Annotated in this window: 16 protein-coding genes; 4 read left to right on the top strand and 12 right to left on the bottom strand. The window is 62.4% G+C overall.

Annotated elements, in window-relative coordinates; translation table 11 throughout:
* Positions 1–14 precede the first annotated feature (14 nt).
* Both HLH36_RS06870 and HLH36_RS06865 read right to left on the bottom strand, forming a co-directional pair.
* Positions 15–1,175, bottom strand: a complete 1,161-nt coding sequence (locus tag HLH36_RS06870) for an acyl-CoA dehydrogenase family protein (protein ID WP_182985674.1) — start codon at positions 1,173–1,175, stop codon at positions 15–17.
* A 36-nt stretch (positions 1,176–1,211) separates the two neighbouring features.
* Positions 1,212–2,177, bottom strand: coding sequence for an ABC transporter substrate-binding protein (locus HLH36_RS06865; RefSeq protein WP_182985673.1), 966 nt, complete (start codon positions 2,175–2,177; stop codon positions 1,212–1,214).
* A gap of 168 nt (positions 2,178–2,345) precedes the next feature.
* Between HLH36_RS06865 and HLH36_RS06860 the strand changes: the two genes are divergently transcribed.
* Positions 2,346–3,185 carry an ABC transporter permease gene (locus HLH36_RS06860; RefSeq protein WP_182985672.1) on the top strand — a complete coding sequence of 280 codons (840 nt, stop codon included), beginning with the start codon at positions 2,346–2,348 and terminating at the stop codon, positions 3,183–3,185.
* Positions 3,182–3,925: an ABC transporter ATP-binding protein gene (locus HLH36_RS06855; RefSeq protein WP_182985671.1), complete on the top strand. Its 744-nt coding sequence runs from the start codon at positions 3,182–3,184 to the stop codon at positions 3,923–3,925. Before HLH36_RS06860 ends, HLH36_RS06855 begins: the two co-directional genes overlap by 4 nt.
* Before the next feature lie 96 nt (positions 3,926–4,021).
* Here HLH36_RS06855 and HLH36_RS06850 read toward each other — a convergent pair whose 3' ends face one another.
* Together HLH36_RS06850 and HLH36_RS06845 are read right to left on the bottom strand one after the other, a co-directional pair.
* A complete protein-coding gene (locus HLH36_RS06850; protein WP_246376521.1) occupies positions 4,022–5,017 on the bottom strand; it encodes an ABC transporter substrate-binding protein in 996 nt (331 codons plus the stop codon).
* 15 nt (positions 5,018–5,032) lie between these two features.
* Positions 5,033–5,200: a hypothetical protein gene (locus HLH36_RS06845; RefSeq protein ID WP_182985670.1), complete on the bottom strand. Its 168-nt coding sequence runs from the start codon at positions 5,198–5,200 to the stop codon at positions 5,033–5,035.
* Positions 5,201–6,095: 895 nt separating this feature from the next.
* On the opposite strand from HLH36_RS06845, the gene HLH36_RS06840 reads away from it, so the two are divergent.
* Positions 6,096–8,402: a TonB-dependent receptor family protein gene (locus tag HLH36_RS06840; RefSeq protein WP_338030407.1), complete on the top strand. Its 2,307-nt coding sequence runs from the start codon at positions 6,096–6,098 to the stop codon at positions 8,400–8,402.
* Between the two features lie 188 nt (positions 8,403–8,590).
* Positions 8,591–9,625, top strand: coding sequence for an Ldh family oxidoreductase (locus HLH36_RS06835; protein WP_182985669.1), 1,035 nt, complete (start codon positions 8,591–8,593; stop codon positions 9,623–9,625).
* A gap of 394 nt (positions 9,626–10,019) precedes the next feature.
* On the opposite strand, the gene HLH36_RS06830 is transcribed toward HLH36_RS06835, so the two are convergent.
* The 8 genes from HLH36_RS06830 to HLH36_RS06795 all read right to left on the bottom strand — a co-directional run bounded on the left by HLH36_RS06830 (position 10,020) and on the right by HLH36_RS06795 (position 19,577).
* Complete coding sequence (locus tag HLH36_RS06830) at positions 10,020–11,342, bottom strand: LLM class flavin-dependent oxidoreductase (RefSeq protein WP_182985668.1); 1,323 nt, start codon at positions 11,340–11,342, stop codon at positions 10,020–10,022.
* A gap of 14 nt (positions 11,343–11,356) precedes the next feature.
* On the bottom strand, positions 11,357–12,361 hold the full coding sequence (locus HLH36_RS06825) for an ABC transporter substrate-binding protein (RefSeq protein WP_246376519.1): 1,005 nt from the start codon (positions 12,359–12,361) through the stop codon (positions 11,357–11,359).
* The gene (locus HLH36_RS06820; RefSeq protein WP_182985667.1) at positions 12,358–13,692 is read right to left on the bottom strand and encodes an LLM class flavin-dependent oxidoreductase; all 1,335 of its coding nucleotides are present in this window, start codon (positions 13,690–13,692) and stop codon (positions 12,358–12,360) included. Before HLH36_RS06820 ends, HLH36_RS06825 begins: the two co-directional genes overlap by 4 nt.
* A gap of 577 nt (positions 13,693–14,269) precedes the next feature.
* On the bottom strand, positions 14,270–15,193 hold the full coding sequence (locus tag HLH36_RS06815) for a TauD/TfdA family dioxygenase (protein ID WP_182985666.1): 924 nt from the start codon (positions 15,191–15,193) through the stop codon (positions 14,270–14,272).
* 7 nt (positions 15,194–15,200) lie between these two features.
* Positions 15,201–16,166 carry an ABC transporter substrate-binding protein gene (locus tag HLH36_RS06810; protein ID WP_182985665.1) on the bottom strand — a complete coding sequence of 322 codons (966 nt, stop codon included), beginning with the start codon at positions 16,164–16,166 and terminating at the stop codon, positions 15,201–15,203.
* Positions 16,163–17,314, bottom strand: a complete 1,152-nt coding sequence (locus HLH36_RS06805) for an LLM class flavin-dependent oxidoreductase (protein ID WP_182985664.1) — start codon at positions 17,312–17,314, stop codon at positions 16,163–16,165. Before HLH36_RS06805 ends, HLH36_RS06810 begins: the two co-directional genes overlap by 4 nt.
* A 236-nt stretch (positions 17,315–17,550) precedes the next feature.
* A complete protein-coding gene (locus HLH36_RS06800) occupies positions 17,551–18,396 on the bottom strand; it encodes a TauD/TfdA dioxygenase family protein (RefSeq protein WP_182985663.1) in 846 nt (281 codons plus the stop codon).
* A 98-nt stretch (positions 18,397–18,494) separates the two neighbouring features.
* Entirely contained in the window at positions 18,495–19,577 is a 1,083-nt protein-coding gene (locus HLH36_RS06795; protein WP_182985662.1) for an LLM class flavin-dependent oxidoreductase, read from the bottom strand.
* Positions 19,578–19,600 lie beyond the last annotated feature (23 nt).

The raw sequence follows: 19,600 nt of genomic DNA, 5'->3' as shown, positions 1-19,600 counted from the left end.
ACGGGGGCGCCCTGTCAGCCCAGGGCGGCCCTGCCGGCGGTGCCGAGCGCGCTGTCGCCCTGCGGGGTATGGATCCGGCCGCAGAGCACGTCGCGATAGTGGCGTTCCAGCGGATTGTCCTGGCTCAGGCCCGGATTGCCGATTGCCGCCACGGCCTTGCCGACGGCGGCGATGGCATTTTCGGTCACCAGATGCTTGACCAGCCCGGCATCGCTGTCCACGTGCTCGCCGCTTTCCTCGCGGGCCAGCGCGTGGTCGATCAGGGCGCGGTTGGTCAGCAGCAGGGCGTCGATCTCGCCGATCAGGGTCTGGAAGCGCGGCAGGGTGGCCAACGACGCCCCCAGATTGCTGGGCGCGCGCTCGTGCAGGAACCGGACCAGCCAGTCGCGGGCCGCGCGGGCCACCCCGTCATAGAGCGCCCCGATGACGACGGCATGCCAACTGGCCAGTTGCACGGCATCGTCGGGCGCGGCTGCGGGCGGGTTCAGGTTGACCAGATAGCGTTCGGGGATCGCGACATCCTCGAAGATGACGGTGTGACTGCCCGTCGCGCGCATCCCCATCTGGTGCCAGCTCTTCTCGATCCGCACCCCGGGCAGGTCCAGCGGTACCAGCACCTGCCCGACGCGCGGCGCGTCACCCTCCGTGCGCGCCCACGCCACACCCCAGCGCAGGGCCGTCGAGCCGGTCGAGAAGATCTTGCGCCCGCTGATGCGCCAGGTCGTGCCGTCATGCCGGACGGTGGTGGCCGGCAGGCCGCCGCGCGCCGGGGTCCCCAGTTCGGGTTCCACGCGCAGCGCGTTGATCAGCGCACCCTCGTGCCGGATGCTGCGGAACAGTTCCGCCTTGACGTCCGCCGGCCAGCGATCCGAGCGGACGACGGCACCCGATTGCAGATACTGCATGGACACGATCAGCGCGGTGGAGGGATCGCCGCGCGCGATGCGGCTGACGACTTCCAGCACGGTGCGCAGCCCGATCGCGAGGCCCCCATAGGCGCGGGGCAGGGCCAGCGCCAGAAAACCCGCGTCGCGCAGATCCGCCAGATTATCCAGCGCGATGTCGCCCGAACGGTCATATTCCGCGGCGCGCGCCGCGAAACGCGGTACCAGCCGTTCGAGCGCCGCCCAGTCCGGCGTGTCATGCTGCGCCAGCGCGGCCGGTAATGTGTCCATGCGTCCGTTCTCTTTCGTCATGTCCTTCGCCCCGGATCAGGGGGAAGCAAGGGTTTCGTCGAAGGCCGAAGCCACGCTTCCGCTTCCCTGCACCAGTCCGGCCTTGCGATAGCTGTCCAATGTCGCCTGTTCCTGCTCCGCGACATGGTGATCCAGCGGCACGGGTGCTGCGATCTGTTTTTCGGCGACGGCCAGGGCCACGTCGCCCGGCAGTCCGGTCTGCCGCGCCAGGATCGCGGCATAGTCGGCCAGATGGGCATGTCCCCAGGCATAGGCCTGGGTCACGCGCCGGTAGAAATCGGCCAGTTGCGCGCGCTTGCCGTTCAGCGCCACGTCATTCGCGACGAAGAAACTGTTGCCGGGCATCAGTCCGCCGCCATTCACGACCTCATGCCCGTGAGCATGCAGGACTTCCAGCGAGACATAAGGTTCCCACGTCGACCAGGCGTCGAGCGTGCCGGCATCCAGCGCGGCCTTTGCCTGGGCCGGGGTCAGCAACACGATGCGGGGCGCGGGCGGCGGGATGGCGCCGCTCTGGATCAGGCGCAGCAGCAGCAGATGCCCGATCGAGCCGCGCCCGGTGGCGATCCGCTTGCCGGAGAGCCCGGCGGCATCATGGATCGGCGAGCCGGCCGCGACCACCACGGCCGTCGACCGGCCACCGCCGCGCGGCGGCAGCAGGAAGGCGGCTTTCACCGGCAGGCCGGAGCCCCAGGCGAACAGGAACGGGCCATCGCCGGCAATCCCGGTATCGACTGCTCCGGCACCGAGCGCCTGCAACAGGGGCGCCGCGGCTTCGAATTCGGTCCAGCGGATGCGATAGGGCAGATCCCGGTCGGCGCCGGCAGCCTCCAGCAATGCCTTCTGCTGTCCTTTCTGGTCGGCGACGACCAGTTCGTCCTCGGCATGGGCTGGCGCGATGCGGCAGGACAGACCGGCGGCGACAGCCCCGACAAGAAGCAGCGTGGTCAGCAACGGGAAAGGCCGGCGCGTCAATCTCATGCCTGGTCTCGGAACAGGATGTCGGGAGATGTCCGACACCCTGCCGCGCGGCGCCGGACAACACAATTAAATCACGATAAAGTTTTGTATGAATTAAAATCACCTGACAACGCATCGTGGTTCATGGGAGGCTGTCCGGGCCATTCCCTTGCCATGGAGCCTGCGTCGATGTCGGAGACACTCATCGGGATCGGAGCCCGAAACGGAAGCCGCCCTGTCGCGCGGCGACTGCCGCGATTGTCGGCGCTGCTGCCGTTCAGACGTTTTGCGACGCCGGTATTGCTGGTGCTGGGATGGCAGATCGCCTGCTCGTCCGGTCTGTTGTCCACCCGGCTGGTTGCCTCGCCCGCGCAGATCGTGGCGACGGGCTGGTCGCTGACGCGGGACGGAACGCTGCCCGCCAATCTTTCGGTGTCGCTGGTCCGCGCCGCCAGCGGGTTGGGGCTGGCGCTGGTGGTTGGTGTCTGCCTGGCCTTGGTCTCGGGCCTGTCGCGGCTGGGTGAGGACGTCGTCGACGCGCCGCTGCAGATTCTGCGGACCCTGCCGGTGCTGGCGATGGTGCCGCTGTTCATCCTGTGGTTCGGCATTGGCGAGACGCCGAAAATCCTGATGGTGGCGCTGGGGGCGATGTTCCCGGTCTACCTGAACCTGCATAAGGGCATCCGTGCCATCGATCCCAAGCTTTTGGAAATGGCGCGTACGCTGGGCCTGTCGCGCGGCCGAACGATCCGCGAGGTCATTCTGCCCGGCGCCCTGCCGGACCTGCTGGTCGGACTGCGCTTCGCGGTCGGCATTTCCTGGCTGATGCTGGTGGTGGCGGAACAGGTCAATGCCGATAGCGGGATCGGGCATATGATGATGGATGCCGAGGATTTTCTGCGCACCGATATCATTCTGGTGGGGCTGGCCGTTTACGGCCTGCTCGGCCTCGCCTCTGATCAGGCGGTGCGGGCGCTGGAGAGCGCGCTGCTGGGGTGGCGGCCGGTCTATCGCGGCAGGGCATCATGAATGCGCTGACCGACCCGAGGCCACGAGGTGCGGACGAGGCAGGCAAGGCCGTCGCGATCAGGCGGTTGACGCGGCGCTTTGGCGACGGGCCGGCCGTTCTCGATCGCCTGGACCTGACGATCGCGCCGGGCGAATTCGTGGCCCTGCTGGGCCATAGCGGTTCGGGCAAGTCGACTTTGCTGCGCACCCTCGCAGGGCTTGATCCGGTCACCGAAGGTACGATCACACGGCCGAGGGATGTCTCGGTGGTCTTTCAGGAAAGCCGGCTGCTACCGTGGAAGCGCGTATGGGAGAATGTCGTCCTGGGGCAGGACGGCGCCGACCGGCGGGAGCGTGCGGCAAAAGTGTTGCGGGAAGTCGGCCTGGGTCATCGGATCGATGCCTGGCCGCTGACCCTGTCGGGGGGCGAGGCGCAGCGCGCGGCGCTGGCCCGTGCCTTGGTGCGCGAGCCGCAATTCCTGATGCTGGACGAGCCGTTCGCGGCCTTGGATGCGCTGACGCGGCTGAAGATGCAGGGACTGGTTTCGGAACTGTGGCTTCGTCATCGCTGCGCAGTCCTGCTTGTGACCCACGACGTGGACGAGGCATTGCTGCTGGCTGACCGGGCCGTGGTGCTGGAACACGGCCAGATCCGCACCGATCTGCCCATCGGACTGGCGCGTCCGCGCCGCCATGCCGATCCAGAGTTCGAACGTTTGCGTAGCGTCTTGCTGGACGCGCTGGGAGTGTGTGACGGCTGAGCCGCATCGGAGCATCGGAGCATCGGAGACTGGCGACGCAGGAACGCGGATGTCTTTGCCGCTCCCAGTCCATCGACGGGTCGGGGTTACGGCGGATTATGCGGCCAGGAGCCGTGACAGAGCCGGCGAGAAGACGGAATCGACCCGTGTTCCGGTGGGGAGAACGCCGGCATGGGCAAAGGTGTCCGCGACGGATTGAGCGCCGGCGATGTCGACGTCTGTCCAGGCACGGGTTCTATAGGGGCGATTTTGCCCTTGCAGGTAGGCCAGGACGGCCGGTTCGGGCACCTGGATCACGGGCGCCACCGTTTGTGCCCAACGCCGCTTGTCGGCGCTAAGGATGGCATAGGCGCGGCCCAGTCGCCGGATATAATCGGCGGCGGCATAGCGGAAGGCAGGGTCGTCCAGCCGGCGCGGATTGGCGCCTATGAAATAATGCCCAGACAGGATGTCCCTGGCGCTCTGCAGTATCCGCGCGGTGCCGTCGGCTTCCAGCGTCTGGATGGCATAGCCGTAGGTCGCCCACGCATCCAGGCTGCCCGCCTTCATCGCCGTCAGGCCCTCGCTCATCCCCAGTGCGATCGGATGAATGTCCGCAAAACTCATACTGTGCTGTGCGAGCATGCGAATCAGGAAGTAATGGGCGGTGGTCGCCTTGATATAGCCCACGCGTCGGCCGCGCAGGTCGGCAACCGAACGGTAGGGGCTATGTAGCGGGGTCAGCACTGCCTGGTCGGTGGTCGGGCCATCCAGGGTCGCGACGATGGCGACCCGCGAACCCGATGCGGCCGCAAAGACCATCGGGATTTCGCTCCAGCCACCCAGATCGATCGCATCGGCATTGATGGCCTGGGCGATCAGGTTGCCGGAATTGAATTCGCTGAACTGGACCTGATAGGGAAAATCGGCCTGTCCTGCCGCAGGCAAGAGCGTATTGTCCTGCCCGCGAAAGGTCGCCACGCGCAACGTGACGCGCGACAGATCCGGCGCCTCGGCGGCGCGCGGCGACGATGGGAGCGCCAAGACAAGGGCGCTCCCGCTGAACAGATGCATAAACTGGCGGCGCGTGGGCCGGTACGGGCTACGGAACATGATGACTTCCTTAATTCAATGTCGAAACCCTTTGCGTGGCCGCGCACGCGGCGCGGCCTCACAGATCAAATTGTCCAGATCCCGATCGCCCTCGACCGGTTGCAGGTTGAGGTCGGTCTGTCGGCGCACCGTCTCCTGCGCGGCCTGATGCGCCAGAAGCACATTGTCCCGGCCGATGGACATGGTCCGGAGCTGCTCCGTGCAGGCGGTTTAGACGATAGAGTGCCGCCCGAACCGCCAGATCGACGCGCACGCTCCGTTCAATATCGGAAATATTGACCGGCGCAGACAGGGAAAGGCGACAACGAGCGGTCATCGGAACCTCGTGACTATCACGCGCTGATACTATTCTAGGCATCATGCTGAAGGAGACGAATGAGAAAAAATAAAATCTGTCTCGATTTTTTCTCGATGGTCTACCCGATTATTCGCAGGCCCGTCGGTGAATAGCTTGCTCCGCCGCTCCACTCAATCTCGGCTTCCGACGACATAACATGGTGCGATGGAAATGGAGGGCGCATGTGCGCCCTAATGCGTCTCGGTTTGTGGGTCAGGGTTCATATAAAGCGCAAGCGGCTTGTCGCCAATGAGAACCCGTTCAACAGGTGTTCGAAAGTCCCCATAATTTCGACTGGCATAATGAGCGGTAGCGCGATTGTCCGCGGGACGCGGTCGTACCCCGATGCCACGCAAAAGGCACTTGATATTCCGGCTGGGAATAGTGAGAGGCGATGAGCCCCAGAAAGCTCGAGACAATCAGTGTTGTCCATCCTGAGAATTTTTTTGACCGAAATTCGAGAGGAAACGCAGAAGGAAAACGCAAATCGAAATCGATTCGGCCTGCCGGGAGTGGAGCACTAAGCCAAAAGCCAAAAGCCATTTCGACGTCGTGATTTTGTTATGAATGGACGCACAGAAATATGAAAGAATTAGAAAAACAAACAATTTTTATAACGTCAATTCGTCCTTGATCATTACTCATTTGATCCGAATTGATGTCAAAATTAAAATATAGAAATCTTGGGTTGCACTCAATACCCAGAATAGATTTTTTTCTTGCATTTCATGGAGGTTTCTTGTGCCAAAAATAGCCCGCCCCTTTGTCGCCCATATCCATTTGGGACGAGTCGGAAAATTTGTAGCACTGGCAATAGCTTCCACCTCTTTTGAAAGTATCCGTTGCGCCCACGCGCAAAATGTAGACGAGGCTCAGGTCACGCACCATCATCATATGCAATCGTCATCCAATGCGGGTGGCCGTTCGGTCGCGTCGTCGGCAACCGGTCAAGGCGCTCAGAAGAGGGCGGCGCAGACGCCGAACCACGATGACGACATGGAGGGGATGTATCACGGCGGCGCCCGTGCCACAGACGCCGAAGAAGTGCAGGTGACGGGTATGTCGTCGGTTCGTCGTGCCGCGGCACGACTTATTTCGGTACCTGGTGGCACCAGCGTTGTAGATTCTAAAATGATCCTTAGGCAGCGTACTTCGACCATTGGCGACTGGCTCGCGTTTCAGCCTGGCGTCTATGCTCCCGCGGCAACCGGCGACAACGACGTCCATCTGTCGATACGTGGTTCCGGGATCCAGGCAGGTACCGGTTCCGCCCGTGTCGGCACGCTTGTTCTTCTGGACGACCTTCCCGCCACAAGAATAGGAGGTGCTCCAATGGAGCTGATGGAGCCCCTTGGTATGCAATATATGGAGATTTACCGAGGAGGAAACGGGTTCGATCTTGGCTCTACTCTCTTGGGTGGTGCGATTAACATGCACACTTTGACGGGCTACGACGCGAAAACATACCAGGCGCGTGTGGAAGCCGGGAGCTTCGGTTATGTCAAGGAGCAGCTTTCTTCGGGCAAGGTGATCGGAAAGTCCGATTACTATATCAGTGTTACAAATTCCTATCGGGGAGGCTATCAGAAAAATACAAAAATATCAAATTTTGGAATCAATTTTAATTATGGATATCGTTTCAATGATGCAGTTGATACACGATTTTTCTTTCGGTATCGCCAGTCCTATGAAGGGCAGCCGAATTACTTGACACGCGCGCAGATCGCCGAGAATCCTCGGCAGGCGCGTCCGGGATATTATAATACATACACAATACTTCCCGGAACAAAATACTTCGGAGATAGAACGAGGATCCGTATCGATGACAAGTCAAATCTTTTGATAGGATTTACTTACATCGACGCTCCGATGAATCATGGCCTTCCAACTCTCCAGCTGCCGATGAACGTCATTGGTGCAAATGGCGTTGTTAACTACACCCGCAAGGACAACATAGCTGGCCATAAAAGCAACACGACTATCGGCGTCTACACGACCGTCGATGTCGGTTATAACGTCTATAACTATCATGTTAGATCCACGTCTGCATATGCTGCTTATGGCCTTCCATTTGGTGCTCTGGTCAACAGTTGGCACAGAGGAGGGAGCAATACGATATGGCATATCAGCAATGACACGGAAGTGTACAAGAATTTGTGGCTGACCGCTGGTGGTGCACTGAGCTACATGCCACGGAGCACGACAACGACCTATCCGGTCCACAGCCATTTTAGTGTTGATCCCTTGTATTTTGCTCCCCGTGGTGGATTTCGTTATCAGATCACGCCGGATATCCGTGTCTATGGCAACGTTACGCGCAGCGTACAATCAGCAACAGACAATGACTTCCTATCCGGATCACGCTACCAAAGTGGTCCGGCCACAGGATTGACCGAGGGTTACCAAAGACTCACGCCACAAACGGCAACGACTTTCGAGATCGGTAGCGAAGGGACGTTCAAAGGCCAGCACTGGAGCATTTCCTATTATCATTCGGCCGTACGGAACGAACTCCTGTCCGTTATGACGGCCACATCGGCGCTCTATAATACCGCTGTTCTCAGCAACGCCTCTCCCACTACACATCAGGGCGTGGAGGTAGGGTTGAGTCACAAGCTCTATCAGTGGAATGGTAATAGTATCTACCTTATGCATGCGTATACGTATCAGGATTTCCGTTACAACCATGACCCGAATTTCGGCCATAACCGCCTCCCCGGAATTCCGGAACATCTCTATCAGGCTCAGCTTCATGCGGACTTCAACAATGGCTTCTATTCTTCGTTCGATGTGGAGGCCGCGTCTTCAGTTTATGCAACCTATGATAACAAGGCGAAAGCGGCGGCTTACCATATCTACAATCTGACGTTCGGCTATCTTTGGCCAAAGAAAAGCCGGCGTGTCTATTTCCAGCTTCATAACCTTACCAACAAGCATTATGCCAGCGCCGTCATTCCGGTTTACACAGCGACACACGGTGATGCTGCCGCCGAAATGCCAGGTGACGGGTTCGGAGTCTTTGCTGGCATTGACGTGGGGTTTAACTGAAGAACAAAAGTGCAATTCATCTCTGACTGCGTCATTGATCTGCCCAGGAAGGGTAAATGTATTTTTCCTGGGTGAATTGATTTGGCTCGATAAGGAACGGTGGGGAAGGCGGCTGAGGGCCTTGTAGGCTGGATGGCCCACGTAATCTCGATATCGTTCGCTGTAGGCTGCCTCAGGAATAAAAAGTCATGAAAAGAATTGCAGCCCGGCTTCTGGAACGTGAGATAGTATCATTGCTCGTCACATGGGGGATGCCCGAGACGTTTTCGCGGACAGCTTCTCACGTTATGGTGGAGACGGATCTCAGAGGGATAGATTCCCATGGAGTGGGAATGATTCCATTCTACGCAGAAGCTGCACGAGAGGGAAGGCTTAATCTCCGGCCAAACATCGCGGTTCTGCATGAGCGCCAGTCTGCATTGTTGATAGATGCAGACAATGGGCTCGGGCACCCTGCGGCCGTCATGGCCATGTCAAAAGCAATTGGGAAGGCGCGGGAAACCGGGGTCGGGATCGCGGGAGTGACGCGGTCGCGTCATTTCGGAGCTGCCGGATATTACGCCCAGATGGCAGCAGATGCGGGACTGATCGGCCTCGCATTTACCAACTCGACAGGACCCCTCGCTGTTCCCACGTTTGGACGCGAACCGTTTCTCGGAACGAATCCTATTGCGTTTGCCGCGCCAGCCGCCAGAAATCCCTCGTTAGTACTCGATATGGCGACGACGACGGTTGCCTATGGTAAGATCACAATAGCCAGACGCGCCGGGAAGCCGATTCCTGAAGGCTGGGCGGTGGATGAAGAAGGGAAAGCCGTAACGGATGCAAATATCGCTGCAAAGTCGCGTCGGCTTACACCATTGGGGGGAGGTCGTTCTTCAAGCGGTCACAAGGGGTACGGCCTTGCGCTTATGGTGGAAGTCCTCTGCGCAACGATGACCGGAGCCAACAAGAGCGCAGGAGAAACAGGCCATTTTGTTATGGCGATCAATCCGCTCTCTTTCGGCGAGGATGGAGCGTTTGAAGCCGGTCTTGATCGCTTGATCGACTTGGTACACGGTTTGGCGCGGCAGGACCTCGATCAATCCGTGCTGGTTCCAGGCGACCCTGAATACGCAGCTTATGAGGAGCGGATCCGACTTGGAATACCGCTTGGCATGACGTTGCTGGAGGAGTTGCGTGCCGAATTTGTCCGTAGCGAACTTCCGTTTTACCTTGGATAGAATCGTTGATTTCCTCGAGTCTCGAGCTGCTCCGTAGTGTTGTCCTCGCGCTGAGTCAGATGTGTTCGAGCGGGTTGTTCAGAGGCCGTCGCGTGGACGGCAGTCCAGTCGCCCGGCAGCAGTGCAGCAAGTGGAATGCCCATGTCTGTCAGCGGTCTTGAGAAATTCAATTCCAGACTTGTGCGGTTCTGTCGGGACAATCCAGACCCCGGTGACGTATCCTGAAGCGTCAGGGGCGGGGTCAGGACCTGCGGCATCTCTGGATGCTCGTCGGCCACGTCAGTGGATGCAACCAAATCGCCCGGCAGTATCTTGATCGTGTGTTGTGGGTTCTGGTCCCCGCGGGGCTGGCCGCGCAATCAGTCGCCTGACCAGAACGGTAAAGCGCTTCTTTTCACGAGGCGCGCGACGGCGGCAAGCCGAGATTTTCGCGCAAGGTCCTGCCGGTATAATGCAGCCGCAATAGTCCTCGCCTTTGCAATTCGGGTGTGACGAAATCCACGAAGTCGCGAATGCCACCGGGTGTCGAAGTGAACATGATGTTGAAGCCGTCCGACGCGCCGTCGCGATACCACCCTTCCATGTCATCGACGATTTGGCGCGGCGTTCCGACAATGATGCGGTGGCCGCCGCGTGTGAAGCGGCGCAGGACATCGCGCACATAGGGGCGTTCGCGACGGATCCAGTTGACGATCAGAGATTGGCGGCTCTTGTGGCTGTTCGTCTCGGCGACACCCTCCAGTTCGATCGGACGATCCTCGGGCCATGCCGACAGATCGATGCCGAGGCTGGCATAGGACGACAGCGCGCGCAGGCTCTCGCCATGATCCAGATATCGGAGATAGGTCTCGAATTTCGCCCGTGCCTCGGCATCGCTTTCGCCGACGAAGGGCGCCAGACCGGGCAGGATCCGCAGATGCGCTGCGTCCCGGCCATGCCGGCCCGCGCGATCCAGCACTTCCGCACGCCAGGCGCGGCCGGCGTCGGGGTCGTATTCGGCGGTGTAGATCACCTCACCGATGCGGGCGGCCAGGTCCATTCCCGCGTCGGACGCGCCGGCCTGGGCCAGAACCGGGCGCTGCTGAATCGGGGGGGGCGCATTGAGCGGTCCGGCCACGCGGTAATAGCGGCCTTCATGATTGAGCGGGCGGATGCGGTCGGGATCGAGCCAGCGGCCGCTCGCCTTGTCGCGCAGAAAGGCATCCGGCGCCACGCTGTCCCATAATCCCCTGACGACGTCGACGAATTCATGGGCGCGCACATAGCGTTCGGCATGGTCGACATGGTGGGGCAGGTTGAAATTCTCGCCGCCACCCGTCGCGGTCACCACGTTCCAGCCTGCGCGCCCGCCGCTCAGTCGGTCCAGCGAGGCAATGCGCCGGGCAACGTTGTAGGGCTCGTTGAAGGTTGTGCTGGCCGTGCCGATCAGGCCGATATGACGCGATGTGACGGCCAGTGCCGCCAGAAGCGTGAACGTATCCCAGCGCGGCAGGGCCGGGCTGTTGGCCACGGCCGACGGATCGGGCACCGGCAGGACATTGTCGTAGAGGAAGATGCTGTCGAATCGCCCCTGTTCCAGAAGATCGACATACGAGCGGTAGCGCGCGAAGTCGATATCCGCGTCGATATCCTCGTCCGGTGCGCGCCACGCATCCCCGTTGGTGGCCGAGCCGCTCAGATAGGCGCCGAGGGCGAAGGAACGTCCAGGAGGGGTCATTGGGCGGGTGCCATTCAGGGTTGGAAGGTGAAGCTGGAATCGACGATGCCGGCGGTATCGAGCCGGCGTGGGACCATGCGTGTTTCGGTCATGAAATCGGAGACCTGCTGTTGCTTGGCGATGATGTCGGGGGAGAGGGGCACGACGGTGCCGGCCAGGCCCCTGACGACGTCACGGGCGACGGGAAGCGGCAGGCCGACATCGCGGCCCCAGACCTCGGCATAGATGTCCTGATGCGTCAGCATCCACCGGTGGGCGGCGTGGAAGCGGCGAAGATACCCCGCCAGGCTTTCCCGCCGGTCGCGCAGCGCTGCTTCGGTCGCCACGACGTAGCTTAGGCCGCTCATCAGCTTGCCGCCATTGACGATCTCGCGTGCGCCATCGGCGATCTTCGCATCCGAGATATAGGGCCCCCAGGTGGCCCAGGCATCGACGGCACCGGTCTGCAGTGCCAGCTTGGCCGAGACCGGCGGAATGAAGACGAACGCGACGTCGTCATCCTTCATGCCCGCCGCGCGCAGGGCTGCTAGGGTCAGGTAATGGCCGGTCTGGGCACGCAGGGTCGCCACACGCTTCCCCTTCAGGTCGCGCACACTCCGGAGCGGGCTATTTTTCGCCACGACAATGGCGGTGGTCGTGCCGTCGGTCTGGATGCCGGCAATCGCCTTCACCGGCACGTCGCCCGCCTGGGCAAAGACCAGGGGCGCGTCTCCAATGACCCCGGCGTCCACGGCATTCGCGGCCAGCGCCTGGATCAACATCGGCGCGCCGGCGAACAGGCTCCATTGCACGGGCAGGGCGCCATTGCCCGTCATGCCGGCCGCCTCGATCAGCGAACGCGCGCCGCCTTTCTGGTCACCGAGCCGCAGCGGCGTGTCCGCCCATGCGCGAGGCCGCTCCAATACCAGAGAAGGCAGGATAGACGTAGCGCCCAGGGCTGCGAGAACATGCCGGCGGCTCGGACGGATGGATTCCGATGGTTCGACCGTGTCTGTTCCGGGCGTGTCCGGCATGGTCATCCGGCCTGCGTCCCTTTGTCCGCCGCGTGACGGTTGATCGGGTAGGCCAGGCCGAGATTGCCGCGTAGCGTTGTCTGTTCGTAGTCGCTGCGCAGCAGTTTGCGTTCCTGCAGAATCGGGACGACCAGATCCACGAAGGCTTCCAACTGCCCGGGCAGAGGTTCGAACAGGTTGAAACCGTCCGCACCGCCCTGTTCCACCCAGCGTTGCAGGGCATCGGCCACAGTCTGCGGACCGCCCACGAAATCGCCCCGTGGGGTCGCCAGTTCCCTGGCGATCTGCCGGATGGACAGATTGCCGTGCCGCACGCGCGCAAGGATGCGCTGCGCGGCACTCTGATTGCTCTGCTGCCCGATCGCGGCAACGTCGGGAAACGGGCCGTCCAGGTCGTAGGCGCGGAAATCATGGTCGCTGAACGCCCGCGACAGGAAACCGAGCCCGGTGTCCAGCGAGGTCAGGGCGACCAGGTCCTGGTAGAGCCCTTCGGCGTCTTCATCCGTCCGGCCCACGATCGGCGCAATGCCGGGCAGGATCAGCGGCAGGCCGGCATCCCGCCGCAACCGTGCAGCCCGTGTCTTGACGTCACGGTAATAGGCCTGGGCTTCCTCCAGATCCTGCGGGCCGCAAAAGACCACCTCGGCATGCCGGGCAGCGAAATCGCGCCCGTCCTCGGACGCACCCGCCTGGAAGATGACCGGCTGCCCCTGGGGCGAGCGGCCGATATTCAGCGGGCCCCGCACCTGGAAATGTTGGCCGATATGGTCCAGGCGATGCAACTTGGTGGGGTCCAGAAAGACGCCCCGCTCTTTGTCGCCGACCAGCGCATCATCTTCCCAGCTGTCCCATAGCCCTTGCACCACTGCCAGATGCTCGGCGGCAATGCGGTAGCGTTCATGGTGGGGCGGATGGGCGGTGCGGCTGAAATTCGCGGCGGTGTCCCCCAGCCAGGAGGTCACGACATTCCATCCCGCCCGGCCGCCGCTGATATGATCCAGCGAGGCGAATTGCCGGGCCACGTTGAAGGGCTCGGAATAGCTCACGCTCAGTGTGCCCACCAACCCGATATGCTCCGTCGAGCCAGCCAGCACCGAGAGGATGGTCAGGGGTTCGAAGCGGTTGAGGTAATGAGGGCTGGATTTTTCGGTGATCGACAGGCTGTCGGCGACGAAGAGGAAATCGAACTTCCCCCGTTCCGCCGTTTGTGCCTGCTGGCGGTAGAAACGGATGTTCGTGCTGGCGCGGATGTCGCGGTCAGGGTGGCGCCAATCGTCCCAGGTGCGTCCGACTCCATGAAGAATGAAGCCGAGTTTGATGTGTCGATCCTGAGCCATGTCCCGTCCTGGTCTTCTGCTGCGCGCAGCGTGGGCTATGCGTGGCGGCAGAACCAGCGAGAAATCATCAATAGCATAGTGGGTGAAACTAATCGATCAGGCCTCCTCCGACGAGGCTGTCGCTCGCATGCGCAAGTCGTTCATGCCGAGTTGCAAGGCGTAGATCTGATACATGGCGCTTGTTCTCTCCCTCCTCGGATCGCCTAAAGGCGGGCCGACGCCAACTGGGCGATTGCCGACGCGACCACCGGAAGCGCAAGGAGTTCCCAAGCTCCACCGTAGCCCATGTCGGGGAGGATTATCCCAAAGAGGTAGGGCACGACCGTCATCTACGTTAGGGCGCCGCCGCGCTTTCCACTCCGGTGTGCGAGAGTTTGGCTATCTGGTCGATGGAAACAGGAAACCAATCGATCGGGGGGCTAAATGAGAAATAAAAATCATTCGTCGAGAATGTGTCATGCATCGTGTTTATCGTTAGCCGGGGATGAGATGCTCCGTCCTTGCTCTGCGACGAGGGGCGCCGCGCGAGATACCATCCAGTCAGATGTGTGCCTGCCAGTTGGATCAGCCATTTTATTTACTGCATATAGGCAGGAGACCCGCTATCACGGAGCCACAACCGGACCATCAGCCGCTTTCTCGTCGGGTCCGGCGGATCGGTGAAGCCGGTGCGGCTGTGCCCGATCGCGCGATTGGCGACGAACAGCATTTCTCCCGCGCGCAGGCGCAGATCGACGGCGAGCGACGGGTCAGCGAGAATGTGCGTGACCGCCGCGAGTGCCGCATGGGTCTCCTCGTCCACGGCTTCGTCCGTCATCACCAGGCCGGAACGCACCTGATGCAGGCCCATCCGGGTGATCAGGCGCCCGTCCTCGCGCGCGAAGATCGGCGCGTACAGGATCGGGGCGTCACCCGGCGCGTGTTCGCGCTGCCGGTCGAACGGAAAGGGGCGGTACAGGCGCGGCAGCAGGTGAGGAAAGCGTGCGGCAAGCGCCTCGTGCACGGCGGCGAAGCTCACGACGCGGTTCCAGCCCTCATCTTGCCGGGCGGCGGGACGCAGGCACAGCAGGGCCACGATCTCGGGCGGCGTCGTGTTGTAGGCGTTGTCGTTATGGATATGGAGTTCGATATTGGTCTGGTCCGGCCGCACGCCACTGCCGGGCAGGGCCTGGCGTCCGGTGTCATGCACATCGTAGAGAGTGATGCCGGTGAATTTCTGTGCGACGGGCCGCGCGACCATGGCGGCGAGACGCTGGTACAGCGCGCGCGCTACGTCCGGCGTCGTCGCGTCGAGGGGAAGCGTGCCGAGGACGGCAAACCCGGGCCCCTCATGCAGCAGGCGTCGGACCTGCCCCATGGTCTCCTGGCAGGCCGGCAGGTCCGATCTCATGTCGGGATGACGGGCAAGGTCATGCAGTTCAGCCTGTGCGGCGTCGGAAAAATCGATGCGGGTGGCTGTCAGCCCCGGATCGCCTGCACGAAAAAACTGAGGGTGCGTCATGGCTGTGTCATGGCGCGCGCCATACCGGCATCCTGCTGATATCCACCCGTCCGGCAACCAGCCCCAGCCTTGTGAATTCATCGGCGATGCGCTGTTGAGCGACGAGTGCAGCCGGCGTGATTGCCTCCACATGCAGGCTGCGGCGGTCGATGATGCTGCGGACGATTTCCTGCGGCATATTGCCCCACACGGGCGACAGCAGCCGGGCGCCATCATCGGGATGGGCGCGGAGCCAGTCCGATGCCTCTCGCAGCGCTGTGTACATGACGCCGGCGGCCTGGGGATGGGCGGCCGCGAAAGTATTGTCGATCATGTAGAAGCGATAATAATCGGTGACGCCATGTCCATCGCAGAGCACGCGTACGGGCATGCGGGCCTGCGTCACCGCGAGGAAAGGGTCCCAGATGGCCCAGCCATCGACGGATTTCTGCGCGAATGCCGCGGAGGCCTGGGGTGGTTCGAGGAAGGCGATATGCACGTCGCCCGGCGCCAGCCCGGCATCGCGCAGCACGCGCACAAGCAGGTAATGGCACCCGGACCCGCGTGCGACGGCGACGCGCTTTCCACGCAGGCCGGCAATCGTATCGATCCCGTCGGTCGCGTGGACGATCAGCGCCTCGGCGGCGGGGGAGGGACTTTCCTGCGCCAGATAGGTCAGGGGGGCATTCGCCGCCTGGGCGAAGATCGCGACGGCATCGGCGGAATCGCCCTGGATCTGGATGCTGTCGCTGATCATCGCATCCTGGAAATGCGTGAACTGATACCAGTGCGGCACGAGGCCGATGCGGGCCATCGCCGCGTTGAATCTGGTGGCGAGATCAGGATTGGTCTGGAGAGCCAGCATCACCGCCGACGAGCGCTGGTAGCTGATGGCGACGGGCTGCGCGCCAGTGTCGGCCCAGGCCCGAGAAGGAAGTGGAGAGGCGACGGCCGCCAGAGCCTGGATGAGCCGTCGTCGGCCGATAGGGATCATGCCGCGTGCGGATTGATCTGGGTCGCGCCCCCGGTTGCATCCTCGGCGGCGACGAGCGCGCGCACGCGCGGGATCAGATCGCGCCCGTAGGCCACGGCATCGCTGATTGGATCGAAACCGCGAATCAGGAACGTCGTGATGCCGAGACGATAATATGCGAGCAGCGACTCCGCCACCTGGTCCGGCGTGCCCACCAGGGAGGTGGAGTTCCAGCGGCCTCCGGTCACGGCGGCAACGCCGGTCCAGAGTCGCGTATCCAGCCGTTCGCCACGCGCGACCAGTCTTTGCAGCCGGCGCGAGCCCTCGTTCGTCGGCAGGGTTTCGGCGGAAGGGCGCGCGCCTGCCGTGTCGAGTGCGGCCGACGCGCCGGGCTGGATCGCGTCGCCCTGCAAGGCGACGATGCGCGCGCGGATCTGTTGTGCCCGGTCCCATGCCGCGTCTTCGGTCTCGGCAAGGATCGGCCGCAGCGAGAGGGAAAAACGTGGTGCCGGGCGCCCGTTTGCGGCTGCTGAGGCACTGACACGGGCGATCAGTCTGGCCACTTCGTCATATGTCTCGCCCCATAGCGCATAGGCATCCGCATGGCGTCCGGCGACGCGGATGGCCTCGTCCGAGACGCCGCCGAAATAGATCGGAATCCCGGTCGGGCGATAGGGATGGACCTGCGATTGCGCGCCATCGACGCGATAGAATGGTCCCTGATGGTCGAATGGTGTCTGGCTGGCCCATTCCTTGCGGACGATATCGAGATATTCGTCGGTTCGGGCATACCGCTCGACTTTGGTCGTGTGATCGCCATCGGCCTGAAGCTCGATATCGTTCCCGCCGGTGATGATGTGGACGGCGACCCGCCCGCGCGTGATCTGGTCGAGCGTGGCGAGTTGCCGCGCGGCGAGGGTGGGAGCCACGAAGCCGGGCCGATGCGCCACCAGCAGGCCGAGCCGTCGCGTAACTGACGCCGCGTGCTGGGCGATCAGGATGCTGTCGGGGGAATTGGAGTGAAATGCGGCCAGCACGCGGTCGAACCCGGCATCCTCATGCACCCTGGCGGTCGTCGCGATATAGTCGGGATCGACCGCCGGCCCGGCGCCGGGAATGGTTTCGGACTGGTTGCGACCAGTCACATAGCCGATGAATTCCACGGGCATGTCGCGTTTCTCTCCCCTGACATCCTGGCGTGGAACCTAACTATGGAGACGGGGGGCGTGTCGCGAAAATATAATTCATATGATGGTTTGGAATTACTCAAGAATTGAGGCCATCATCCCTGGAGCGGACAATGGCAGGCGACGTCATTCACACTGTCCGAGGGACGATCCCCGCCACCGCACGTCGCAGGGCATCGCGACGCCCGTGTGGCATGGTCACGTCCCTCGCCATGACGTCAGAGATCCGCGTAGAGCGGTTCGTCCGCAATCAGGATCCGTTCGAGCAGACGCGGAAAATCGCCATAATCGCGCACGGCGTAATGGACGGCGGCACGATTGTCCCAGAAGGCGAGCGAGCCGGGGCGCCATGAGAAGCGCACCTGGTTTTCCGGCCGGCGATACTGGTCGCTGACGATGGTCAGCAACGCACGGCTTTCCGCGATATCGAGACCGATCAGTGTTGGGCGCAGGGAGAAATTCACCCACAGGATCTTCTGCCCCGTCTCGCGATGGGTGCGGATCACGGGGTGCGCCACGATCGGATATTCATGGCCTGCCCGCTTCAGCGAACTGCCGAAATCATGCGTGACGTGAAGGCCTTCCAGTCGTGCCCGGGTGTCGTCGGGCAATGTTTCAAGCGCGCGTGCGCCGTCGACCCAGATCGTGTCGCCCCCCTGTTCCGGCAAATTGACCGCGCGCAGGACCGCGCCCCAGGTCGGCACCAGGCGCCAGCTCGTATCGGTATGATAGGCGTCCCAGCCCTGACGCCGCTGGTCGTAATCGGCGGCGTAGACTTTGAAATCCGCGGCCGAAATCGCATGTGCCGAAGGGATTTCGGGTGAGCGATGCGTGCTGGGATGGGTATAGAGCGGCCCGAAGCGGTTCGCGAACGCGGCTTGCTGATGCGTGTCGATGTTCTGGTCACGGAAAAACAGGACCTTATGACGCAGCAGCGCCTGCTTCAGGTCGTCCCGGACCCCGTCCGTGATCGGCGTGCGCAGGTCGAGCCCACTGATCTCGGCCCCGATGGTGGGCTCCAGCGGCGTTATCGTGAAGCTTCCCGGTTTGGTAATCGCGTTCATAATGACAACTCCTCTCGATGCAGCCGGGCCGGATCGTCCATGCCGTCAGTGAATCCGGCGCCAGTGGCCGGCCGGCTGACTGGTGCGTGGCGATGGGGTCAGCTTGCGGCGGCCAGTTCGTCCAGTGCGGCCACCTTCTCGTGCACCAGCGGAATCAGGTCGCGGCCGTAAGCGATGGCATCGGCCAGGGGATCGAAGCCACGGATAAGGAAGTTTCCGATGCCGATCTTGTAATATTCCAGAAGGGCATCAGCGACCTGCTCCGGCGTGCCCACGAGGCCGGTCGAGTTGCCGGCAGCGCCCGTCAACTGGGCCACGCCGGTCCACAGCCTGGTGTCACGGCGGTTGGACGATGCGGTTTCCAGCAGGCGTCGCGATCCGTCGTTGGGCGGGCGGTGGCCGCTGGTCGGCAGGCCGGCGGCCTCGCGGTTGGCGCGCACGCGCTCAACGATCTCGTCGGCACGTTTCCAGGCCGCCTCTTCCGTATCCGCGATCACCGGGCGCAACGACAGCGAAAAGCCGATCTGCCGGCCATGGCGGGCAGCCGAGGCACGGACGCGCGACACGATCTCACGGGTGGCATCCAGCGTCTCGCCCCAGGTCGCGTAGACGTCGGCATGGCGGCCGGCGACGTCGACGGCTTCGGCCGAGGTGCCGCCGAAGAAGACCGGCAGGTTCTCGGGATGGATCGCGCTGCTGGCCTGGCGGATATGATAGAATTTTCCGTCATGATCGAAGGGTGTTTGCGCGGACCATTCTTGGCGCAGGATGGTCAGGTATTCGTCGGATCGTGCGTAGCGTTCGGCCTTGGTGGTGCCGACATCGCCATCGCGTGCCATTTCCTCATCCGCCCCACCGGTGATGATGTGTACGGCGACGCGCCCCTGGGAGAGCTGATCGAGGGTAGCGAGCTGGCGTGCGGCCAATGTCGGCTGTGTAAAGCCTGGCCGGTGGGCGACCAGGAAGCCGAGCCGCGTCGTCAACGCCGCGCCATAAGCCGCGACAAGCTGGCTTTCCGGCGAGTTAGACCCGAACGGGATCAGCACGCGGTCGAACCCGCCCGCTTCCTGCGCGCGCAGGGCGTCCACGACATAGGTTCGATCGAGCACTCGCTTGCGGACGCCGCCATGGATCTCGGAATTGTTGTTGAAGCCGATATAACCGATGAAGTTGACGGACATTGGTTTTCTCCTCGTTGTTGAAG

It is taken from the genome of Gluconacetobacter aggeris (assembly GCF_014174395.1).
GTDB classification, from domain to species: Bacteria; Pseudomonadota; Alphaproteobacteria; order Acetobacterales; family Acetobacteraceae; genus Gluconacetobacter; species Gluconacetobacter aggeris.
Note: the sequence above shows the minus strand (reverse complement) of the source record. Positions and strands in the feature narration are given on the sequence as shown.